The organism is Pantoea sp. X-Soil-YNGN-775 (genome assembly GCF_059730575.1).
In genome coordinates this window covers 3,631,816-3,652,376 of record NZ_AP035945.1, presented here as the reverse complement: position 1 = coordinate 3,652,376, position 20,561 = coordinate 3,631,816, and the positions used below count along the sequence as shown (strand labels likewise).

Sequence of the window (20,561 nt, the reverse complement as noted above, 5' to 3'; positions counted from 1 at the left end):
CGAATGAGTGACACCATTCTGCCAACCGGTACTGACGAGCAGGCCGTTGACGATCTCTGGGGTGAAGCCATGAGTGAGCAACTGGCTGTTGAAAGCAGCGCTGCCACCCCGGCGCTGACGAAAGAAGAACCGCTGGTAAGTTTGTCAGAGGATCTGAATCTGGTGCTGGATATCCCGGTAAAAATGACCGTGGAATTAGGCCGCACCAAGATGACAATTAAAGAACTGTTGCGCCTGAGTCAGGGATCAGTGGTTCCGCTTGAGGGACTGGCCGGTGAGCCGCTGGATATTTTGATCAACGGCTATCTGATTGCCCAGGGCGAAGTGGTGGTGGTGTCGGATAAATTTGGCGTTCGCATTACCGATATTATTACGCCTTCAGAAAGAATGCAGCGACTGAGTCGATAATGAATACCGCGATCCCCGCCCACATCCAGGCTATTCCGCTGTTAAATGAAACGGCTTCGACCGGATCAATGTTGCTGAACATCAGTGGTGCATTATCGCTGGTGGTGATAACGATTGTGATTGCCGCCTTGCTGCTGCGCCGCAGTCGGTGGGGAGGCGCGCTGTCCAGCGGCAAAGGTTTACTGGAAATTAAACACAGTTTTGTTTTGGGCCAGCGCGAGCGGGTGGTGATTGTCGAAGTCGCCGATCGCTGGTTACTGCTAGGCGTCACGCCGAGCGGCATTACGCTGCTGACCGAAATGGATAAGTACCACGCGCCTGACGAGGAGGATGACGCGACGACCAGCAATTTCCAGCAGATGCTGTTGCGCAGTCTCACTAAAAAATCGGGGAATCGCGGATGAAACGCGCCACGGGCTGGATCGGCCGTCTGGTGCCGCTACTGCTGCTGATGCTGCTCTGTTCGCGTTCAGCCTGGGCCGCTAACGGCGATATTCTGATTGGACATGGCGCGCACGGCGAAAACTGGTCGCTGCCGGTGCAGACGCTGGTGCTGTTAACCTCGTTGACGCTGCTGCCTGCCGTGCTGTTAATGATGACCGGTTTTACCCGGATCATCATCGTGCTGGGGCTGCTGCGAAACGCTTTAGGCACCGCCTCTTCTCCACCGAATCAGGTGCTGCTTGGACTGGCGCTGTTTCTGACTTTTTTTGTCATGTCGCCGGTGCTCTCCCAGGTTTACGATAATGCCTGGCTGCCGCTTTCTCAGGATAAGATCACCCTGCAGGAAGCGCTGGAAAAAGGGGCGCTGCCGATGCGTAATTTTATGTTTGAGCAGACCCGCCAGACCGATCTGGCCCTGTTTACCCGTATCGCCAGGCTGCCAAATTACGCCAGCCGCGATGCGGTGCCGATGCGTATCCTGCTACCGGCGTTTGTCACCAGTGAGCTGAAAAGCGGTTTCCAGATTGGTTTCACTATTTTCATGCCTTTTCTGATTATCGACCTGGTGGTCGCCAGCGTGCTGATGGCGCTGGGAATGATGATGGTGCCGCCAGCGACCATGTCGTTACCCTTCAAGCTGATGCTGTTTGTGCTGGTCGATGGCTGGCAGTTAATCCTCGGTTCACTGGCACAAAGTTTCTATAGCTAAGCGAGACATAAAATGACGCCAGAAAGTGTAATAGGGCTGGGTTTCCAATCAATCAAGGTGGCCCTGATGGTGGCTGCGCCGTTACTGCTCGGCTCGATGTTTACCGGATTGATCGTCAGCATATTACAGGCCACCACCCAGATTAATGAATCAACGCTGTCGTTTATTCCCAAGATCCTGACGGTGATCGTGGTGATTATTGTGCTCGGGCCGTGGATGCTGGGGACGTTAATGGATTATATGCACAACGTATTCAGTAATATCGCCACGATAATCCGTTAAATTATGCAAAGCCTGCCGCTGCCTGAGATCACCTACCTTATTAATCACTACTTTTGGCCATTAACCCGCACGCTGGCCCTGTTTTCTACCGCGCCGATTTTCAGCGAAAGAGTGGCGGTAAAGAAAGTGAGGATTGGGCTGGCGGTGCTGATCGCATTTCTTATCGGGCAAAACCTGCCGGACAGCCAGATTGCCCTGCTGTCGTTAACCGGCTTATGGATTACCCTGAAAGAGGTGATTATTGGCGCTGCTATCGGGTTGACGGTGCAGTTTATTTTTGCCGCCATGCGCTATAGCGGTGAAGTGATCGGCCTGCAGATGGGGCTTTCATTTGCCGCTTTTTTTGATCCCTCCGGCAATCAGACCATGCCGGTGCTGGCCAGAATTCTGAATGTAATCTTCACCCTGCTGTTCCTGGCGCTGGATGGGCATCTTTACCTGATTAAGGTGCTGGCCGACAGCTATAACCTGCTACCGGTTAGCGCCGCGCCGGTCAGTAACAGCGGCTTTTATCTGTTAACCGAGGCGGCGGCGATTATTTTCAGCTGCGGCTTAAGAATTGGCATGCCGGTGATTACGCTGTTGCTGGCGCTTAATCTGACGCTGGGCTTACTCAACCGGCTGACGCCGCAACTCTCCATTTTCGTCATCGGTTTTCCTATCTCGATCACGCTGGGGATCGGATCGCTGTTGCTGGTGATGTATAACTTCCCGCTGATCTTTCACGATCTGATGAATGATATTTTCACCACGCTAAACAGTATTCTGATCGGTTTTCGCTGACCCCTGCGGCGGCGGATCGGGCGAGACATCTCTGGCATCATCCGATCCGCATTGAGCAGGCTGGCTTAACCGCGGCCGTGCGGCTCATCCCAGTCAAACGCCGGTCCCAGCGAAATCACGCCGTTCGGGTTGATGGTCTTATGGCTGCAATAATAGTGATGGCGGATATGCGGCAGGTTAACCGTCTCTGCGATACCGGGCATCTGGTAAATATCGCGCAGAAAGCCGCTGAGATTAATGAAATCACCGATGCGGTGACGATCGCATTTGAAATGGGTGACGTAGACCGGATCGAAACGCACCAGCGTGGTCCACAGGCGCAGATCCGCTTCGGTCAGCCGATCGCCAGTCAGGTAACGGTGCTGGCCGAGGATCTGCTCCAGCCGTGACAGTGAATGAAACAGCGCGGTGACCGCTTCATCATAGGCCGACTGTGAGGTGGCGAAGCCCGCCTTGTAGACGCCGTTATTCACCGTGTCATAAATCCAGCCGTTCAGCTCATCGATTTTTTCACGCAGGTCAGGGGGGTAATAGTCACCGGCCCGGGCACCAACCGCATCAAACGCGCTGTTGAACATCCGGATGATATCGGCTGATTCATTGCTGACGATGGTGTTCTGCTGCTTGTCCCACAATACCGGCACCGTCACGCGGCCGCTGTAGTGTGGATCGGCGTGCAGATAGAGCTGATAGAGAAACTCATTCTGATAGAGCTTATCGCCGGTTGCCTGCTCAAACTCATCGTCGAAGGTCCAGCCATTTTCCAGCATCAGCGGGTGCACCACTGACACATCAATCATGCTATCCAGCCCTTTAAGCTGACGCATCAGCAGGGTGCGGTGCGCCCACGGGCAGGCCAGCGACACATAGAGATGATAGCGGTCACGCTCGGCGGTGAATCCCGCTTTACCGTCCGGGCCGGCGCTGCCGTCAGCCGTGACCCAGTTGCGAAAGGCAGAGGCTGAACGCTTGAAGCGTCCGCCGGTCGATTTGGTGTCGTACCAGGTGTCATGCCAGACACCGTCAATTAGCTGTCCCATATTGCCTCCAATGCAAACAGGGCGAGGTTATTTCCTCGCCCTGTTAAGTCTGTCTGTGATGATGCTTATCTGAGTTTAGCGTGCAATCGCAGACTGTGGTTTTCTTTTGCTCAGCAGGCGGTCGATGCTGTAAGCGCCCGGCCCCACCAGACCTAACACCAGGAAGCCGCCGGCAATCGACAGGTTCTTCATAAACATCAGCTGGTTTACGCCTTCGGCAAAGTTACTGTGGAACAGGAACGCCGTCAGGATGGTGAAACCGGCAGTAAACAGCGCGGTAAAGCGGGTCAGGAAACCGAACAGAATCGCCAGGCCGCCGCCGAATTCGAGCAGGATAACCAGCGGCAGCATTATGCCAGGCACGCCCATCGCTTCCATATACTGTTGGGTTGCCGCATAACCGGTGATTTTGCCCCAGCCCGCGGTAATAAACAGGATTGGCATCAGGATGCGAGCCAGCAACAAACCAGTATCTTCGAATTTTTTCATCATTTACTCCAGCGCTATAAATATTGCAGGACCGTTGCCCGCAGGGTTTATTCCCGCTGAAAGCTGTGCTGCCATTCATTGGGTTGATAGCTGGAGATAATAGTCGCGGCGCGGAAAGGTTGTAAGCGATATAAACTGTCGATGTTTTTCAGAAATTCTGATGAAGAGAAGCCGGTCTTTTCAGGACCGGCTTTAAGCAGGATTAACGCGGCGGCAGGGCGGATTTAATCATGCGCCAGGTACTCCAGGCGCCAAACCCGCGTTTTGCCCAGCGTAACAGCATGTTGGGACTGCGAATCGAGTAGATCGCCAGCGCGCTGCTGCCGATCGCCAGATAGCGACGTAAACTGAGGAAAGCAAACCAGCCGCGGTCGTAATGGGCGGTCCCTTCCAGCCAGTCACGGCGCGCAGCGCTGAGATCAAGCCGCTGCTGCTGCACATGCTTAAGCAGTTCATGGATGCGTTCTTCACGCTCGCGGCGGCTCATTAACGCTGATCCTCAAGTAAGCTGCGGTCAGTATCCAGCTCTTTGCGCGTGTGGCGCAACAGCGTGGACTGACGTGATTTACGTAGCGTCCAGAGTCCGAGGATAATCGCCAGCAGGAACAGCGTCCCGGTGGTGATCCCGATGGCCATCAGACGATACTGCGCATCCACGGCCCAGATGATCAATACCATCAGACTCATCAGGCCAAAAGCGGTGAACAGCATCGTCAGGCCAACCATCAACAGCAGCTGTATCAGGTTAGCTTTCTCTTCTTCCAGTTCCACCACTGCCAGACGAACGCGCGTCTCAACCATACCAACCAGCGTGGTAACGATACGCTGACCAATGTTAATGACCCCTTTAGCCGGGCCGTGGTTATGCTGTGAATCTGCCATGATTAACGACGCGAAATGAGGATGCCCAGTGCGACGCCAATCGCTGCACCGATACCAACACCCTGCCATGGATTTTCACGCACGTAGCCTTCCGCTTTCTGCGCGGCTTCGCGGGTAGTGGCAGCGATGCGCTCGCTTGATTCGCCTAAGCGCTCACGTGAGCTGTCCAGCGCCACACGCGCTTTGTTACGCAGCTTATCCAGCTCGCCTTTGGATTTCTCAGTGCTGCTGCTCAGCACCTCTTCGAGGGTGTCAGCAAGGTTTTTCAGTTCAGCACGCAAATGTTCCGATGATGTGTCTTTAGACATAAAATACTCCTTTAACATCAGTAGATTAATTCCGATTAATAGGGCTCCGCCTGTAACTTCTTCAGCTCCCGGCGCGCGTCATCCAGTTTTTGTTCTCGCTTAGCAATCTTCTCCTTGTCATGGCCCTCATCACGCTCTTCCCTGAGTTCGTGTTCGCGCTCAGCAACTTTCTGCTTCTGAGCGTTAATTCTTTCCAGATGCGCAGCTTCAAGCTTCTTGTCAGTGCAGTCGGCACGCACCTCGGTCAGTGCGCGCTCCAGACCGTTAACGCGACGCTGATTGTTATGCTTCTGCGCCACCTCAATCTCGCGCTGAATGTCCTGCTCTTTCTGCTGACACAGTGATTCTGCCGCCAGCAACGATCCTGACAGCGAGAACAGCGCGATTCCCAGTAATACTTGATATTTCATCAGGCTTTGTACCTTCCGTTGCTACCTGACCCATCACCACGCCGCGAATCCGCTGGCGCTGCGTGCTGAGAATCAACTCTCGGTTAAGCATAGACATCAGCGGTAAAAAGTTCAAAGAACACCGGGAGATAGAGTTCACTTCAGAGCGTGCCCGCCGGCGACACGCCCTGAAGTGATAACAGCGAGGAAAAGGAGATTACGCCAGCGACAGGCGTTGAGACTGGTCGTGTTGCGCCACAATAAAGCCCTGCGGCAGCAGACGGCGCAGAACCTTCTGCGCGGCCAGGCTCTGTTCTTCACTGTCGAAATGAATGATCAGCGCGTCGCCGGCCGGGGTAATGCTCTTAATGCGAATCCCCTGGGCGCTCAGCTGTTGATAAAGGTAGAAGCCGTCGGGCAGTGTGGCCCCGGCGTGGGAAACGCGAATCTGCACCACCGTTTCATGCCGCATCAGCGTCGGCGCAACGCCGATGGCAATCAACGCAAAAACGCCAGCAATCAACCACGGCATCCACCGTTTAGGAATAGCCTGTAGTAATTTCATTACTCCGCTTTCCCGTTTTGATCCGCCTGTCGTTTACGCCATAACACCACCAGCGATCCCACCAGGCCAAACACCAGCAGCGCCAGCGGCAGCATCATCAGGAAGAACATCAGTTCATCCTCATAACGGCGGAAAATCGGCGTTTTGCCCAGCGCAAAGCCCAGCACGGTTAAAATCACCACCCAGAGGAAAGCGCTGACCCAGTTGAAGAACTGAAAGCGGGCGTTGCTCAGGCCGGATAATCCGGCGATGGTCGGCAGCAGGGTGCGGACAAAGGCGATAAAGCGGCCAATCAGCAGCGCCGATAAACCGTGCCGGTGAAACAGGCTGTGAGCGCGCAGATGATATTGCGCGGGCAGATGGGATAACCATTTTTGCACCGTCGGCGTATTGCCGAGCCAGCGCCCCTGAATATAACTCACCCAGCAGCCGAGGCTGGCGCCGGTCGTCAATACCAGAATGGTTAAGGGAAAACTCATGGTGCCTTTAGCAATCAGCACGCCGACCAGAATCAGCAGACTGTCGCCCGGCAAAAAGGCGGCGGGGAGCAGGCCATTTTCCAGAAACAAAATCATAAACAGCACGCCGTAAATGGCCCATACCAGCGTGGGGTCGGAAAGCGTTTCGTAATCCTGTTGCCACAAGGCATGCAGCAACGCTTGCAAAATATCCATCAATCTTTCCTGAACATCATTGTTAAACATGTCCCACAGGACTTGAGCACAGACTGGCATTTAGTTGTAAATTTTAGGCGCGCAGCCTGGGCAGGATTTTCCGGATCCTTCCAGAATTGATCGTTAAATCAGCGACTTTATAAAACCCTGTCGCAAAGGGTAAGAAAAGGGCGATAACTGTAACAAAAATCACCCACCCGAAACAGGAAAACTGTTCGGTGAACAGGAGTTTTACCTTGTGAAACGGCGTGTAAAAAGGAGCTTTACATGACCTGACACTATTGCAGATTAACTGACCATGTCGGGCGCTTTTCCACCGCCGTTAACGGGCGTTATTTGACCCGTCTGGCAGGATGACCGGATTTTCCCCGAACATGTAACGGTCGACGTTAAATTCGAAATCATCCGCCGTGGCATTGAACAGCATCTGTTTAGTATTTTCCAGATGTTGCCACATCGCCAGTTTACTGGCGGCCGGATCTTTGCGCATCAGGGCTTTAAGGATCTGATCATGGTCGTCGCACCAGCTGAGGATGCTGCGCTGGTCGATATGCTCGTGGAGTTTGAGCCAGTAGGGATTGTGCAGGCGATGCAGCCACATTTTTTCAACGATGGCGGCTAACGCGCTGTTCTGAGTGGATTGGGCAATACGAACGTGGAACTGCATATCCCATTCGGAATCACGAAAATGATCTTCCTGACGGGCTTTTTCCTGAATCGCCATCAGATCGATAATATCCTGACGGGTTACCTGGGTGGCGGCGAACTCGGCCACGTTACTTTCAATCAGCTGGCGTGCCTGCAGTAACTCGAACGGGCCGAAGGTGGCGAACTCCAGCTGGCTGCTGGTCGGTGCAATGCGGTTCTGCTGCTGGCAGGCCATCACGTGGATGCCCGAGCCCTTGCGTACCTCAACATAGCCTTCGACTTCCAGCATGATGATCGCTTCACGGACCACGGTGCGGCTCACTTCCATCTCTTCAGCAATCAGACGCTCGGCCGGCAGTTTCTCGCCGATCGGGTAGATTCCGGCTTCAATGCGGCGTTTCAGCTCGCTGGCCAGCTGTTGATAGAGTCGACGGGATTCAGTGAGGTCCATAGCACAGTCCAGGTAGCAAACAGAGAGTTGTTATACCACTTTGCGACGGGCGAGGAAATGGGCTGGCTTGCGCCAGCCCGGAAGACTAACTGCGGGCCACCGCGGCAGGCGGTGCGGTTACGGTAGGCGTAAGCTCCGAAACCGGTTTGTTTTTCAGCACTGTCCAGATCACCACCGCGCCCAACAGGTCGAATACCGCCAGCGCGGCAAACAGTGGGCTGAAGCCGAGCGTGTCGGCCAGCGCCCCCACCACCAGCGCAAACATGGTGCTGGCTGTCCAGGCGGCCATGCCGGTTAAGCCGTTAGCGGTCGCCACTTCATTGCGGCCGAAAACGTCAGAGGAGAGGGTAATCAGGGCGCCAGAAAGTGCCTGATGAGCAAAACCGCCGACGCACAGCAGGGCGATGGCCACGTACGGACTGGTAAACAGCCCGATAGTACCCGGCGCAATCATCAGCACCGCACCCATGGTGACCACCAGTTTACGTGAGACGATCAGATTGACGCCAAACCAGCGCTGGAACAGCGGCGGCAGATAACCGCCGAGGATGCAGCCAAAATCGGCGAACAGCATCGGCATCCAGGCGAACATCGCGATCTCTTTCAGATTGAAACCGTAAGCCTTGAACATGAACAGCGGGATCCAGGCATTGAAGGTGCCCCAGGCGGGTTCAGCCAGGAAGCGCGGCAGCGCAATCCCCCAGAACTGCCGGTTACGGATAATTTCCAGCGCCGACATTTTGCGGGTGTTGCCGGTCTGATGCTGCGCTTCCTGACCGGAAATGATGTAGTCGCGCTCTTCATCGCTGAGTTTAGTCTGCTGTTTCGGGTGCTTGTAAAACACCAGCCAGCACAGCGCCCACGCCATGCTCAGCACGCCGGTGATGATAAACGCCATCTGCCAGCTGTGGGCCATAATCGCCCACACCACCAGCGGCGGTGCCAGCATCGCCCCGATTGACGAACCGACGTTAAAATAGCCAACCGCCACCGAGCGCTCTTTAGCCGGGAACCATTCGCTGCTGGCTTTCAGACCCGCCGGGATCATCGCCGCTTCTGCCGCACCCACCGCACCGCGAGCCAGCGCAAAGCCGCCCCAGCTACCGGCCATTGCGGTGGCAGCGCAGAAGATGGCCCACAGCACGGCAAACACCGCATAACCGATTTTGGTGCCCAGCAGATCGAGCACGTAGCCCGCCACAGGCTGCATCAGCGTATAACAGGCTGAATAGGCCGCGACGATGTAGGAGTACTGCTGGGTGGTGATATGCAGTTCAGTTTGTAAGGTGGGGGCCGCCACCGCGATGGTGTTGCGGGTCAGATACCCTAACACCGTGCCGAGCGTCACCAGTCCAATCATGTACCAGCGTAACCCTTTGATTTTACGCATCCTCTACCTCTTCCAGTTCTGTATGCGGTCATGCCGCTGTTGTTATCTGGAGCGGGACAGCTCGTGATGCAGCTCTGCTCACGCCCGCAGGTCCTGTCTGAGCGACCGTTAATGACCTTGCCGTTTGTGAGTCAAAACGCCCTCACGATGGAGCGAGAGCCTAACTTGTTATACAACTTTAAAAGTTGAGAGCCATCACAAAAACCCTTTCTGCGCTGTGGGATACTGGAAACCTGCGAAATGACAGCCATTTAGCACGCTACAGGCGACAAAAGTGTCCATAACCGTCGGCAGGCAACGTCGTTTATGTGAGCAGGATCGCAAATAAATCCGCAGCGCGCTGAAATTGGTATGATAACTTTGAGCCATTAGCGGTTCAGTAGATGAGGAAGTGTGTATGTCGCGTTTTATGACCGAGGATTTTTTGCTGGATAACGAGTTCGCCCGTCGCCTTTATCACGACTATGCGAAGGATCAGCCGATTTTCGACTATCACTGCCATCTGCCGCCGCAGCAGATTGCCGAAAATTATCGCTTCGCGAACCTTTACGACATCTGGCTGAAAGGCGATCACTACAAATGGCGGGCAATGCGCGCCAACGGCGTGCCGGAGGCGTTGTGTACCGGCGACGCCAGCGATCGTGAAAAGTTTGACGGCTGGGCGCGTACCGTGCCGCATACCATCGGCAACCCGCTTTATCACTGGACCCATCTGGAATTACGCCGGCCTTTCGGAATTACCGATACGCTGCTGTCGGAAAAGACCGCGGATAACATCTGGCATCGCTGCAACGAACTGCTGGCGCAGGACAGCTTTACCACCCGCGGCATCATGCAGCAGATGAAGGTGAAAATGGTCGGCACCACCGACGATCCGTTGGACGATCTGCGTCATCATCACGCACTGGCGCAGGACAGCAGCTTTGCCGTCAAAGTGCTGCCGAGCTGGCGACCGGACAAAGCATTCAATATTGAAGCGGAAACCTTCCTGCCGTGGATTGAGACGCTGGAGCAGCTGACCGACATCAGCGTGCAGCGTTTTGACGATCTGCGCAGCGCGCTCTATCAGCGGCTGGATCACTTTGCGGCGCACGGCTGTAAAGTTTCCGATCACGCGCTGGACGTGGTCTGTTATGCCGAAGCGGATGACGCCACGCTGGATGGAATTCTGGCGCGCCGCCGCAGCGGCACGGCACCCAATCCGCAGGAGACCGCCCAGTTCAAAACCGCAGTGCTGGTGTGGCTGGGCAGTGAATATGCCCGCCGCGGCTGGGTGCAGCAGTATCACATTGGCGCGTTACGCAACACCAACCCGCGTCAGTATCAGCTGTTAGGGCCGGATGTGGGCTTCGACTCGATTAACGATCAGCCGCTGGCTGAACCGCTTGCCCGGCTGCTGGGGGCGCAGAATCTGAATAATGCGCTGCCAAAAACCATTCTCTACTGCCTTAATCCGCGCGACAACGAAGTGCTGGCGACCATGGCCGGCAACTTCCAGGGTGAAGGCCAGGCGGGCAAGATGCAATTTGGTTCCGCCTGGTGGTTCAACGATCAGCTGGATGGCATGCAGCGCCAGATGACCCAGCTGGCGCAGATTGGTTTGCTGAGTCGCTTTGTCGGGATGCTGACCGACAGCCGCAGCTTCCTCTCTTACACCCGCCACGAATATTTCCGTCGTCTGCTGTGCCAGATGATCGGTCGCTGGGTAGAGCAGGGCGAAGCGCCAGCGGATGAAGCGCTGTTAGGCGAGATGGTGCAAAACATCTGCTTCAACAATGCCCGCGATTACTTCGGCATTGAGCTGGGAGCTTAACGATGAAAAGGCTCAATCGGCACGACTTCCCGGGTGCGGTTTATCGCGATCGGGTGATCCAGTTCGGTGAAGGAAACTTTCTGCGGGCGTTTATCGACTGGCAGATTGACTGGCTTAACCAGCACCAGGGCACCGATGCCGGGATCGTGGTGGTGCGGCCGCGTAACCGTGAGGTCAGCGACAGCCTGAATCAGCAGGGCGGGCTTTACACTACGCTGATTCGCGGCCTGAACGATCGGGGCGAGTCAGTGAGCGAAACCCGGCTGATTCGCAGCCTGAACCGCGAGATTCAGCCTTATCAGCAGTTCGATGATTTTATGGCGCTGGCGCACAACCCCGATTTGCGCATGGTGTTTTCGAATACTACCGAGGCAGGGATCGCTTTTGACGGCCGCGATCGGCTCACCGACCAGCCTGCCAGCAGCTTCCCTGGTAAGCTGACCCAGCTGCTGTGGGCGCGCTTTTGCCACTTTGAGGGCGCCAGCGATAAAGGCTGGCTGGTGGTGCCGTGCGAACTGATTGACCACAACGGCGATACGCTGCGCGATGTGGTGCTGCGCTACGCTGAGCACTGGCAGCTGCCCGCCGAATTTAACCGCTGGATCAACCAGCATTGCGCCTTCTATAACACGCTGGTGGATCGCATCGTCACCGGCTTTCCGGCCGAAAGCGCGCAGATTGAGGCGGAGCTGGGCTATGAAGATCGCTATCTGGTGGCGGGCGAAGTCTACTACCAGTTTGTTATTCAGGGGCCGTCGGCGCTGTTTAGCGAGCTGAAGCTGGATGCGCTGGCACCCCAGGTGCGGCACGTCGATGACATTGCGCCGTACAAAGCGCAGAAGGTGGCGATCCTCAACGGCGCGCACACCGCGATGGTGCCGGTGGCCTTTCTTGCCGGGCTGGAGAGCGTGGGCGAGGCGATGGACGATCCGGCGATTGCCGGCTTCGTGGACGCGCTGCTGCACGACGAGGTCATTCCGACGCTCGACCTGCCCGCGAACGAACTGCACGCCTTTGCCGACGCGGTACAGCGTCGCTTCCGCAATCCGTTTATTCGCCATGCGCTGTTGTCGATTGCGCTGAACGGCATGACCAAATTCCGCACCCGCCTGCTGACGCCGCTGCTGGCTGCGCAGCAGCAGAACGGCGAGTGGCCGACTCGCATCACATTTGCCCTGGCGGCGCTGATCGCTTTTTATCGCGGCGAATCAGCCGGGAAAAGCTGGCCGTTGCAGGATGATGCACACTGGCTGCAGCGCTACGCCGAAGGCTGGACGGCGCTACAGGCCGATCAGATTTCGCCAGAGCAACTGGTGCGCAGCATCCTGAGTGATGCGCAGCACTGGGGCGAAGATTTAACCCAGCGGCCCGGTCTGGTGGCTGTGGTGACCCGACACCTGCAAAACATCATCGCCCACGGCATGCGTGAGGCGCTGAGTCAACTGAGATAACGCTATGCAAGACGCAATTAAAATACATTCCCGCGACAACGTCGCCGTGGCGTTGCGTGACTTAGACGCCGGCGTCACCACAGAACTCCCGGCGCATTCAGTGGCGCTGCAACAGGCTATCGGGCGCGGGCATAAGTTTGCCCTGCAGCCGATCGCCAAAGGCGAACTGGTGATCAAATATGGTCTGCCGATCGCCCACGCCACCCAGCCGATTGCTGCCGGAGAGCTGATCCATTCACAGAACGCCCGCACCAACCTCAGCGATCTGGATCACTATCAGTATCAGCCCGACTTCGTGGCCATTCCGCCACAGCCGGGCGATCGTGAGGTGCAGATCTACCGTCGCCCTAACGGTGATGTCGGTATTCGCAATGAATTGTGGATCCTGCCAACCGTCGGCTGCGTTAACGGCATCGCCCGGCAGATCCTGCAACGTTTCCTGAAAGAGACGCAGCAGGCGGAAGATATTGATGGCGTCTTCCTGTTCAGCCACACCTTTGGCTGCTCTCAGCTCGGTCAGGATCACGAAAACACCCGCACCATGCTGCAAAATATGGTGCGTCATCCGAATGCGGGTGCGGTGCTGGTGATTGGTCTGGGCTGCGAAAATAATCAGGTTGATACCTTCCGTGACACCCTCGGCGCGTTTGAAAGCGACCGGGTGGAGTTTATGGTCTGTCAGCAGCACGACGATGAAGTGGAAGCCGGGGTGGAACGGCTGCATGCGCTGTATGAAAAAATGCGGCATGACCAGCGTCAGCCCGGCAAGCTCAGTGAGCTGAAATTTGGTCTCGAGTGCGGCGGCTCGGATGGCTTTTCCGGTATTACCGCCAACCCGCTGCTGGGTCGCTTCTCTGACCAGATGATCGCCAATGGCGGCACCACCGTGCTGACCGAGGTGCCGGAGATGTTTGGTGCCGAACGCATTCTGATGAGCCGCTGCCGTGATGAAGCGATCTTCGGCAAAACGGTGGCGATGATTAATGACTTCAAGCAGTACTTTATCGATCATCATCAGCCGATCTACGAGAATCCATCGCCAGGCAACAAAGCGGGCGGCATCACCACGCTGGAAGAGAAGTCGCTCGGCTGCACCCAGAAAGCCGGACAAAGCCAGGTGGTGGATGTGCTGAAGTATGGCGAACGGTTAAAAACGCCAGGCCTCAACCTGCTGAGCGCGCCAGGCAACGATGCGGTGGCAACCAGCGCGCTGGCGGGTGCCGGCTGTCACATGGTGCTGTTCAGTACCGGCCGCGGCACGCCGTATGGCGGTTTTGTCCCGACGGTGAAGCTGGCGACCAACACGCCGCTGGCCGGGAAAAAGCCACACTGGATCGATTTTGATGCCGGACGGCTGATTGATGGCATGAGCATGGATCAAATGCTGGAAGATTTCGTGGATACCATTGTGGCGATTGCCAATGGCAAACAGACCAACAACGAAAAGAATGATTTCCGTGAACTGGCGATCTTCAAAAGTGGAGTGACGCTGTAAAAATAAAGTGCGGGTCGTTTAAGATCGTTGAAAAAGTCCGGCTCCGTGGCGCTGAGACTGAGCTTGCGCAGGGAACACGGTCAGATCGCAAAGGCCGTCATCCATGACCCGCCCGGCCCGGGCGATTACGCACCTCATCCCTGAGGTGCGCCCGTAGCCGGGCCAACGCCTGGCGTGGTTCAAAAACGCGCCCGGCGTTTTTATCCGGACGGCGGGACGCTTTGCTTTTCGGACTCTGCCACCCGCTCTTTAAGCTTGTGAGCTATCAGAAAGATTAAGCCCGGCTGGTTTCGCGTTCGGCTTCAGCCTGACAGACCGCGGCGGTAAACAGGATGTCGGTTGAGGAGTTCAGTGCGGTTTCCGCCGAGTCCTGCAATACCCCGATAATGAAGCCGACCGCCACTACCTGCATCGCCAGATCGTTGGGGATGCCAAACATATTACAGGCCACCGGGATCAGCAGCAGCGAACCGCCCGCCACGCCGGACGCGCCACAGGCACATAGCGAGGCGACCAGGCTGAGCAGAATCGCGGACGGGACGTCAATGCTGATACCCAGCGTATGCACCGCCGCCAGCGTCAGGACCGTAATGGTGATTGATGCGCCCGCCATACTGATAGTCGCGCCCAGCGGAATAGAAACTGAGTAGGTGTCCTCATCCAGTCCCAGACGTTTCGCCAGCGCCATATTCACCGGAATATTGGCGGCTGAACTGCGGGTGAAGAAGGCGGTGACGCCGCTTTCGCGCAGGCAGGTAAACACCAGCGGATACGGGTTACGACGAATTTTAGAGAACACCAGCAGCGGATTAACCACCAGCGCCATCAGCAACATGCAGCCGATTAACAGCGTCAGCAGATGGGCGTATTGCCACAGTGCGCCAAAACCGGTAGAGGCGAGAATCGATGCCACCAGACCGAAAATACCGATCGGCGCACAGCGGATAACGCATCGTACCAGCCAGGTCACCGCGTGAGAGGCATCATTCAGTAAGTTGCGGGTGGAGTCACTGCTGTGACGAAACGCCAGCCCGAGGCCAATCGCCCAGACCAGAATGCCGATGTAGTTGGCGTTCATCAGCGCGGTGATCGGGTTCGCCACCATGCTCATCAGCAAACCGCGTAACACTTCGGTGATGCCGGAAGGCGGGGTGATTTCGGTGCTGCCGACCGCCAGCGTCAGCGTCTGTGGCACCAGATGGCTGAACACCACGGCCACCACGGCGGCGAAAAAGGTACTCAGCAGATAGAGCATGATAATCGGCCGGATATTGCTTTTCTGGCCCTGCTGGTGGTTAGCGATCGAGGCGATTACCAGCATCAGTACCAGCAACGGGGCCACCGCTTTCAGCGCACTGACAAACAGTTCGCCCAGCAGTCCAACGGCCAGTGCCGCATCGCGAGAAATCCAGGCAAGCGCCACACCGGCAGCCAGCCCAATCATGATTTGCTTCACCAGGCTGCCTGCGAACAGTGCGCCCAGACGTGAGGAGAGAGTTTTCTGCATAGTGTTTTCTATATTTTGTCGCGGATGTAGTTTTAGCGGCGATGTTTTGCATCGGCTAAAGCGGTTTGCCTGGCGGAGTATAAGGAAAAGATCGGATGAGAAAAGAGATAATTCTGCCAGTGTGGCCGCTGTCGGATTTTTATTATGCTGGATATGGGAAGTGTGACAGAGGTATGAAATGTCGCTGCACGCAGCTGCAAAATAAAACAGGGGCATCCGCTGCCCCTGTAGGTAATTATGGTGTCAGCTTTTTCTGGTCTCTTTTGCGGTTAACCCAGGCATTAATCAGCAGCGTTGACGCCAGGATCAGGCCGACCACGCTGAGGGAGATACCAACCGGAATATGGTAGAGATCGACAATCAGCATCTTAAAGCCGATGAACACCAGCACGATCGCCAGGCCATATTTCAGCATCGAGAAGCGCTCGGCCACGTTCGCCAGCAGGAAGTACATGGCGCGCAAACCGAGAATCGCGAACAGGTTTGATGTCAGCACGATAAACGGATCGGTGGTCACCGCGAAGATGGCAGGAATACTGTCGACGGCGAAGATAACGTCGCTCAGCTCCACCATAATCAGCACCAGCAGCAGCGGTGTCGCAAACAGCACGCCATTTTTACGGGTGAAGAACTTCTCGCCTTCAAGCGCGTCGGTCATGCGCAAATGTTTACGCAGCCAGCGCACCACCGGCTTGTCGCCGACCGCATGATCGTCCTCTTTTGCCAGCGCCATTTTAACGCCGGTAAACAGCAGGAACGCCCCGAAGACATAGAGGATCCAGCTAAACTGCGTTACCAGCCAGCTGCCCGCGAAGATCATGATGGTACGCAGCATGATGGCGCCTAATACCCCGTAGATCAATACGCGACGCTGCAGGTTCGCCGGAATCGAGAAGTAGCTGAACAGCATCAGCCAGACGAAGACGTTGTCCACCGCCAGCGCTTTTTCCAGCACGTAACCGGTCAAAAAGGCGAGGGTCTGGGTGTTGGCGACTTCACGGCCGGCGCTGCCTTCCAGATACCACCAGAACGCGGCGCTGAACAGCAGTGAAACTGACACCCAGATTAACGACCAGACGGCCGCCTGTTTAAACGTCATGGTCTGCGCGCCGCGGCGTCCCTGCAACAGCAGGTCGATGGCCAGCATGATCAGCACCACAACCGCAAAGCTGCCCCAGAGTAATGGCGTACCCACAGTTTGCATATTCGTATCCTGTCTGAAAAATAAAAAAAACGGCTGAAGTCAGAAGACGTCAGCCGCTTATTTTTGCTGTAAGCAAACCTCGCCTTCCGGCAAGGTCTCACTTACAACACAGAATAGATTCCGGGTTGCCTGATGACCGGATGCTTACGCAACGTAGTGACGATCAATCAGCTTACAAGTTACTCCCCTTTGCAGGAGCGTAAGTTACGGCTTAGCCGCTCAGGAATCAATCGTTGTCGTTAATATTTAGAAATATTTACACTGCTGCCCGATCGGCCGGAAAAATTACCCCGGTCTGGCGGCGAATTTCGGTCAGCAGCGCAGCGGTAATACGTGAAACCTCCAGTGCCGGATGGTCCACCTGATGCTGTTCAACCAGCCGGACAAAGGTTTCAGCTTCATACAGCATAGTATTGATATGCTGCGGCTGGCTTAGCGCCTGCTTTTCCGCGCCGCGCGGAATAAAAGTCAGCGTCTGACATTCGGAAAGTTTCTCAATCACCAGCGCGCCTGCTTCGCCCTGAATTTCACTCGGAAGTGAGGAATCACTTACCTTGGAGTGCAGGATGGTTACGTCAAAATCGCCGTAGCTCAGCACCACCACGCCGTGCGCATCCACGCCGCTTTCCAGCAGGGTGGCGCTGGCCTGCACCCGCTGCGGTGCGCCCCACAGCGCCACCGCCGACGCCAGGCAATAATAGCCAATGTCCATAATCGAACCGTTAGACCAGCGCGGATCAAAGGTGTTGGGGTTTTCACCGTTGAGATAGCGCGGATAACGTGAGGAGTACTGGCAGTAGCTCAGCAACGCTTTACGCAGCCTGCCGACCTCAGGCAGCGCCTGTTGCAGCCGCAGGAAGTTAGGCAGGCTGGCAGTCTTAAAGGCTTCAAACAGCACCACCTGATGCTGGCGAGCGCAGGCGATCATCGCCTCCACTTCCTGCAGATTAGAGGCCAGCGGTTTCTCACAAATCACATGCTTGCCGTGCGATAAAAACAGCAGCGCCTGCTGACAATGCAGGGCATTAGGGCTGGCAAGATAGACCGCATCAATCTGCGGGCTGGCGGCCAGCGCCTCCAGCGAGGTAAAGGTCTGCTGGCAGGGATAATCGTGGCTAAACGCCTCGGCCTGCTGCTGACTGCGTGAATAGACCGCACACAGTTTCATCGCCCCGGTTTCATGGGCGGCATCAATAAACTGGCGTGTAATCCAATTTGTTCCCACAATGGCAAAACGAATCACGTCATCTCTCCGGCAGTAGTAAAGCGGCAGAGTAACATCTCTCCGGCCGGGTGCAATGGGGCCAGCCGGGCAGGCATTGATCCTGCGATCCGCATTCCAATAATATGATGGCGCGATGATTTTCAGGGACAAACCAGGGAGCGCAGGTGAAAGCAAGCAAGCACGCATTAAACTGGACCACCGTACTGATTGCCATTCCGGTCGGATGCGCGGCCTCGCTGGTGACGCTGGCGTTTCGTGGCGTTATCGAACTGATTAATCATCTGCTGTTCGCCAGCGGCGGCGAAATCACCGAATCGGTACACCTCTGGCCGTGGATTTTCTGGCCGCTGCTGGTGGGCGGCGGCGGGGTGCTGGCGGGTTATTTTCTGCGCTACGCGGTCGCCATTGAGCAGCAGCAGACGGTTAAAACCGACTATCTTGAGGTGATAAATGCCCGTCTCGATGCGGTTCCGACCAAAACTTCGCTTTTTCGCGCCTTATCTTCGATTGCCAGTATCGGTAGCGGCGCGTCGATAGGGAAAGAGGGGCCGATGGTGCAGCTGTCGGCGCTGTGCGGCAGCGCGATTGGCCGGCTGTTACCGGCGTCGCTTAACCTGAAAAACAGTGACGTGGTGGCGATGGCAGCGGCGGCGGGTCTGTCGTCGGTCTATCACGCGCCGCTGGCGTCAGCGATTTTTGTGGCGGAGATTGCCTTTGGCATTTCAGCGTTGCAGCGGCTGATACCGCTGATCATCGCCTCGGCCGTGGCGGTGATGACCATATGGTCGCTGGGTTTTCGCAGTGCGCTTTATCCGCTGGCAGAAGCCAGTTTCCAGATGGATCTCAGCAGCCTGCTGATGACGGTGGTGATTGGCCTGGTTGCTGGCCTGGCCGGCTGGCTGCTGATTAAGCTGATTGCCCGCAGCAAGCGGCTATTCAGCCGGGTGGCGTCGCTGCCGCTGCGGCTCGGCGCGGGTGGCGTCGCGGTCGGTTTACTGGCGCTGATTTCCACCGATATTCTCGGTAACGGCTACGAAGTGATCGTTAAGGTGATGGCGGGCCACTATCTGCTGCCAGGCCTGCTGCTGTTGCTGTTGCTGAAAACGCTCGCCACCAGCCTGTCGGTGGGATCGAATGCGGTCGGTGGCCTGTTTACCCCGTCGTTGCTGATTGGTGCGCTGCTGGGGGTAATTATCGCCAGCGGCGGCGCAGCACTGCATTTGCCGCTCGGCAACGTGCTGCTCTATGCCGCGATTGGCATGGCGGCGGTGCTGGCCGCCGTCAGTCAGGCTCCGTTAATGGCGATGCTGATGGTGCTGGAGATGACGCTCAATAGCAGCCTGCTGTTCCCGCTGATGATCGCCTCGGTGCTGGCGTCGATGGTGGTCTACCGGCTGCAATCGACCAGCACCTACCCGGTAGTGAGTCACCACTTCAACCGGTCGGAAGCCAAATATGATTTCGATAATATGCGCATCGCTGAGCTGATCATTGCCGGTGCGGCGTTGCAGCCCCATGAGTCGGTCGGCCAGGCGCTGGCGGTCAGTTCGCTGAAGCGGGAACGCTACGTCTATGTGATCAATGAAAACGGGGCGTTTCTGGGCGTGGTGTCGATCCATGAGATTTCACGGCGGGTGCTGGCGCAGGAGATCACGCTCGACTCACCGGTGCAGTGCGTGATGGATGACGAGTTTCCGGTGGTTTATCAGAATCAGAGTATGCGTGAGGGCTGGGAAGCGTTTGCGGCGGTGACGCTGGAGCGGTTGCCGGTGCTGAACAATCCGCAGGAACGGCGCTTTCTTGGGGCGCTGACTAAAACCAGCCTGATCCAGAAAGCGCAGGAGTTTCTTTAAGCCGCGTTGCCGCGCATCGCCTGATCGGTCATCCACAGGCGGGCATCAAATTCGAGCTGGTGGTAATCCGGCTCCATATGGCAGCAGAGCTGGTAGAACGCTTTGTCGTGATCCTTTTCTTTCAGGTGCGCCAGCTCATGCACCACGATCATCCGCAGAAAGGGTTCCGGCGCGAGGCGGAAAAAGGTCGAAATACGGATTTCGGCCTTGGCCTTCAGGTTGCCGCCCTGCACCCGCGAAATGGCGGTATGCAAACCCAGCGCATGTTTCATTACCTTAATCTTGTTATCCCAGATCACTTTACTGATCGGTGGCGCGTTGCGCATGTAGCGGTTTTTTAGCGCCAGCGTGTAGTCATACAGCGCTTTATCACTCATCACGTCGTGCGTGTCGGGATAACGTTGCTGCAGAAACGCGCCTAAACGCTGATGAGTGATCAACGTCTGCACCTGCTCAAGAATGGGGGCAGGATAACCCTGCAGGTAGATCAGTGAGGACATTAGGGATTCCCGACGAAAGACAGTATACTGCGCCCCCGTTTTTGGGGCGAA

The 20,561-nt window shown here is 56.3% G+C and carries 23 protein-coding genes; 9 read left to right on the top strand and 14 right to left on the bottom strand.

Annotated elements, in window-relative coordinates; all coding sequences use genetic code 11:
• Positions 1-3: 3 nt before the first annotated feature.
• From fliN to fliR, 5 genes are read left to right on the top strand one after another with little or no spacing between them, the layout of a single operon-like run.
• Positions 4-408, top strand: coding sequence for a flagellar motor switch protein FliN (gene fliN / locus AC6I8I_RS17055; protein ID WP_312053194.1), 405 nt, complete (start codon positions 4-6; stop codon positions 406-408).
• Positions 408-812 (top strand): flagellar biosynthetic protein FliO, encoded by a 405-nt coding sequence (fliO, locus tag AC6I8I_RS17050; RefSeq protein ID WP_312053192.1) that lies wholly within the window; start codon positions 408-410, stop codon positions 810-812. Before fliN ends, fliO begins: the two co-directional genes overlap by 1 nt.
• The gene (fliP, locus tag AC6I8I_RS17045; protein ID WP_312053191.1) at positions 809-1,561 is read left to right on the top strand and encodes a flagellar type III secretion system pore protein FliP; all 753 of its coding nucleotides are present in this window, start codon (positions 809-811) and stop codon (positions 1,559-1,561) included. The genes fliO and fliP overlap by 4 nt, the downstream gene beginning before the upstream one ends.
• A 12-nt stretch (positions 1,562-1,573) precedes the next feature.
• Positions 1,574-1,843: a flagellar biosynthesis protein FliQ gene (gene fliQ, locus AC6I8I_RS17040; protein WP_312053190.1), complete on the top strand. Its 270-nt coding sequence runs from the start codon at positions 1,574-1,576 to the stop codon at positions 1,841-1,843.
• Positions 1,844-1,846: 3 nt separating this feature from the next.
• Positions 1,847-2,626, top strand: coding sequence for a flagellar biosynthetic protein FliR (gene fliR / locus AC6I8I_RS17035; RefSeq protein WP_497828131.1), 780 nt, complete (start codon positions 1,847-1,849; stop codon positions 2,624-2,626).
• Positions 2,627-2,691: 65 nt separating this feature from the next.
• Here fliR and AC6I8I_RS17030 read toward each other — a convergent pair whose 3' ends face one another.
• The 10 genes from AC6I8I_RS17030 to AC6I8I_RS16985 all read right to left on the bottom strand — a co-directional run bounded on the left by AC6I8I_RS17030 (position 2,692) and on the right by AC6I8I_RS16985 (position 9,462).
• A complete protein-coding gene (locus AC6I8I_RS17030) occupies positions 2,692-3,666 on the bottom strand; it encodes a glutathione S-transferase family protein (RefSeq protein WP_312053187.1) in 975 nt (324 codons plus the stop codon).
• Between the two features lie 75 nt (positions 3,667-3,741).
• Entirely contained in the window at positions 3,742-4,155 is a 414-nt protein-coding gene (locus AC6I8I_RS17025) for a DoxX family protein (RefSeq protein ID WP_312053370.1), read from the bottom strand.
• Positions 4,156-4,357: 202 nt separating this feature from the next.
• Complete coding sequence (locus AC6I8I_RS17020; RefSeq protein ID WP_312053186.1) at positions 4,358-4,642, bottom strand: YqjK-like family protein; 285 nt, start codon at positions 4,640-4,642, stop codon at positions 4,358-4,360.
• Complete coding sequence (locus AC6I8I_RS17015) at positions 4,642-5,037, bottom strand: phage holin family protein (RefSeq protein ID WP_312053184.1); 396 nt, start codon at positions 5,035-5,037, stop codon at positions 4,642-4,644. Before AC6I8I_RS17015 ends, AC6I8I_RS17020 begins: the two co-directional genes overlap by 1 nt.
• A gap of 2 nt (positions 5,038-5,039) precedes the next feature.
• Positions 5,040-5,345 (bottom strand): ElaB/YgaM/YqjD family protein, encoded by a 306-nt coding sequence (locus AC6I8I_RS17010; protein ID WP_312053183.1) that lies wholly within the window; start codon positions 5,343-5,345, stop codon positions 5,040-5,042.
• Between the two features lie 35 nt (positions 5,346-5,380).
• Positions 5,381-5,755: a DUF1090 domain-containing protein gene (locus tag AC6I8I_RS17005; protein WP_312053181.1), complete on the bottom strand. Its 375-nt coding sequence runs from the start codon at positions 5,753-5,755 to the stop codon at positions 5,381-5,383.
• A 196-nt stretch (positions 5,756-5,951) separates the two neighbouring features.
• On the bottom strand, positions 5,952-6,299 hold the full coding sequence (gene mzrA / locus AC6I8I_RS17000) for an EnvZ/OmpR regulon moderator MzrA (protein ID WP_312053179.1): 348 nt from the start codon (positions 6,297-6,299) through the stop codon (positions 5,952-5,954).
• Positions 6,299-6,973, bottom strand: a complete 675-nt coding sequence (locus AC6I8I_RS16995; RefSeq protein ID WP_031377213.1) for a DedA family protein — start codon at positions 6,971-6,973, stop codon at positions 6,299-6,301. The genes mzrA and AC6I8I_RS16995 overlap by 1 nt, the downstream gene beginning before the upstream one ends.
• A gap of 322 nt (positions 6,974-7,295) precedes the next feature.
• Positions 7,296-8,072, bottom strand: a complete 777-nt coding sequence (exuR, locus tag AC6I8I_RS16990) for a transcriptional regulator ExuR (protein WP_312053177.1) — start codon at positions 8,070-8,072, stop codon at positions 7,296-7,298.
• An 85-nt stretch (positions 8,073-8,157) separates the two neighbouring features.
• Positions 8,158-9,462, bottom strand: a complete 1,305-nt coding sequence (locus AC6I8I_RS16985; protein WP_312053175.1) for an MFS transporter — start codon at positions 9,460-9,462, stop codon at positions 8,158-8,160.
• A 397-nt stretch (positions 9,463-9,859) separates the two neighbouring features.
• On the opposite strand from AC6I8I_RS16985, the gene uxaC reads away from it, so the two are divergent.
• The 3 genes from uxaC to AC6I8I_RS16970 are packed head-to-tail and all read left to right on the top strand — an operon-like array spanning position 9,860 to position 14,221.
• Complete coding sequence (gene uxaC, locus AC6I8I_RS16980; protein ID WP_497828130.1) at positions 9,860-11,275, top strand: glucuronate isomerase; 1,416 nt, start codon at positions 9,860-9,862, stop codon at positions 11,273-11,275.
• 2 nt (positions 11,276-11,277) lie between these two features.
• Complete coding sequence (locus AC6I8I_RS16975; protein WP_497828129.1) at positions 11,278-12,726, top strand: tagaturonate reductase; 1,449 nt, start codon at positions 11,278-11,280, stop codon at positions 12,724-12,726.
• A 4-nt stretch (positions 12,727-12,730) separates the two neighbouring features.
• Positions 12,731-14,221 carry a UxaA family hydrolase gene (locus AC6I8I_RS16970; protein WP_497828128.1) on the top strand — a complete coding sequence of 497 codons (1,491 nt, stop codon included), beginning with the start codon at positions 12,731-12,733 and terminating at the stop codon, positions 14,219-14,221.
• A gap of 274 nt (positions 14,222-14,495) precedes the next feature.
• On the opposite strand, the gene sstT is transcribed toward AC6I8I_RS16970, so the two are convergent.
• From sstT to AC6I8I_RS16955, 3 genes are all read right to left on the bottom strand, one after another.
• On the bottom strand, positions 14,496-15,728 hold the full coding sequence (gene sstT, locus AC6I8I_RS16965) for a serine/threonine transporter SstT (RefSeq protein WP_312053167.1): 1,233 nt from the start codon (positions 15,726-15,728) through the stop codon (positions 14,496-14,498).
• 235 nt (positions 15,729-15,963) lie between these two features.
• A complete protein-coding gene (locus tag AC6I8I_RS16960) occupies positions 15,964-16,932 on the bottom strand; it encodes a TerC family protein (protein ID WP_497828127.1) in 969 nt (322 codons plus the stop codon).
• 256 nt (positions 16,933-17,188) lie between these two features.
• Positions 17,189-18,175, bottom strand: coding sequence for a Gfo/Idh/MocA family protein (locus tag AC6I8I_RS16955; RefSeq protein ID WP_497828126.1), 987 nt, complete (start codon positions 18,173-18,175; stop codon positions 17,189-17,191).
• A gap of 146 nt (positions 18,176-18,321) precedes the next feature.
• Between AC6I8I_RS16955 and AC6I8I_RS16950 the strand changes: the two genes are divergently transcribed.
• On the top strand, positions 18,322-20,010 hold the full coding sequence (locus tag AC6I8I_RS16950) for a chloride channel protein (protein WP_497828125.1): 1,689 nt from the start codon (positions 18,322-18,324) through the stop codon (positions 20,008-20,010).
• Here the strand turns inward: AC6I8I_RS16950 and AC6I8I_RS16945 are convergent.
• A complete protein-coding gene (locus AC6I8I_RS16945) occupies positions 20,007-20,510 on the bottom strand; it encodes a M48 metallopeptidase family protein (RefSeq protein WP_046289263.1) in 504 nt (167 codons plus the stop codon). The two genes, AC6I8I_RS16950 and AC6I8I_RS16945, sit on opposite strands and share 4 nt — an antisense overlap.
• Positions 20,511-20,561: the final 51 nt, after the last annotated feature.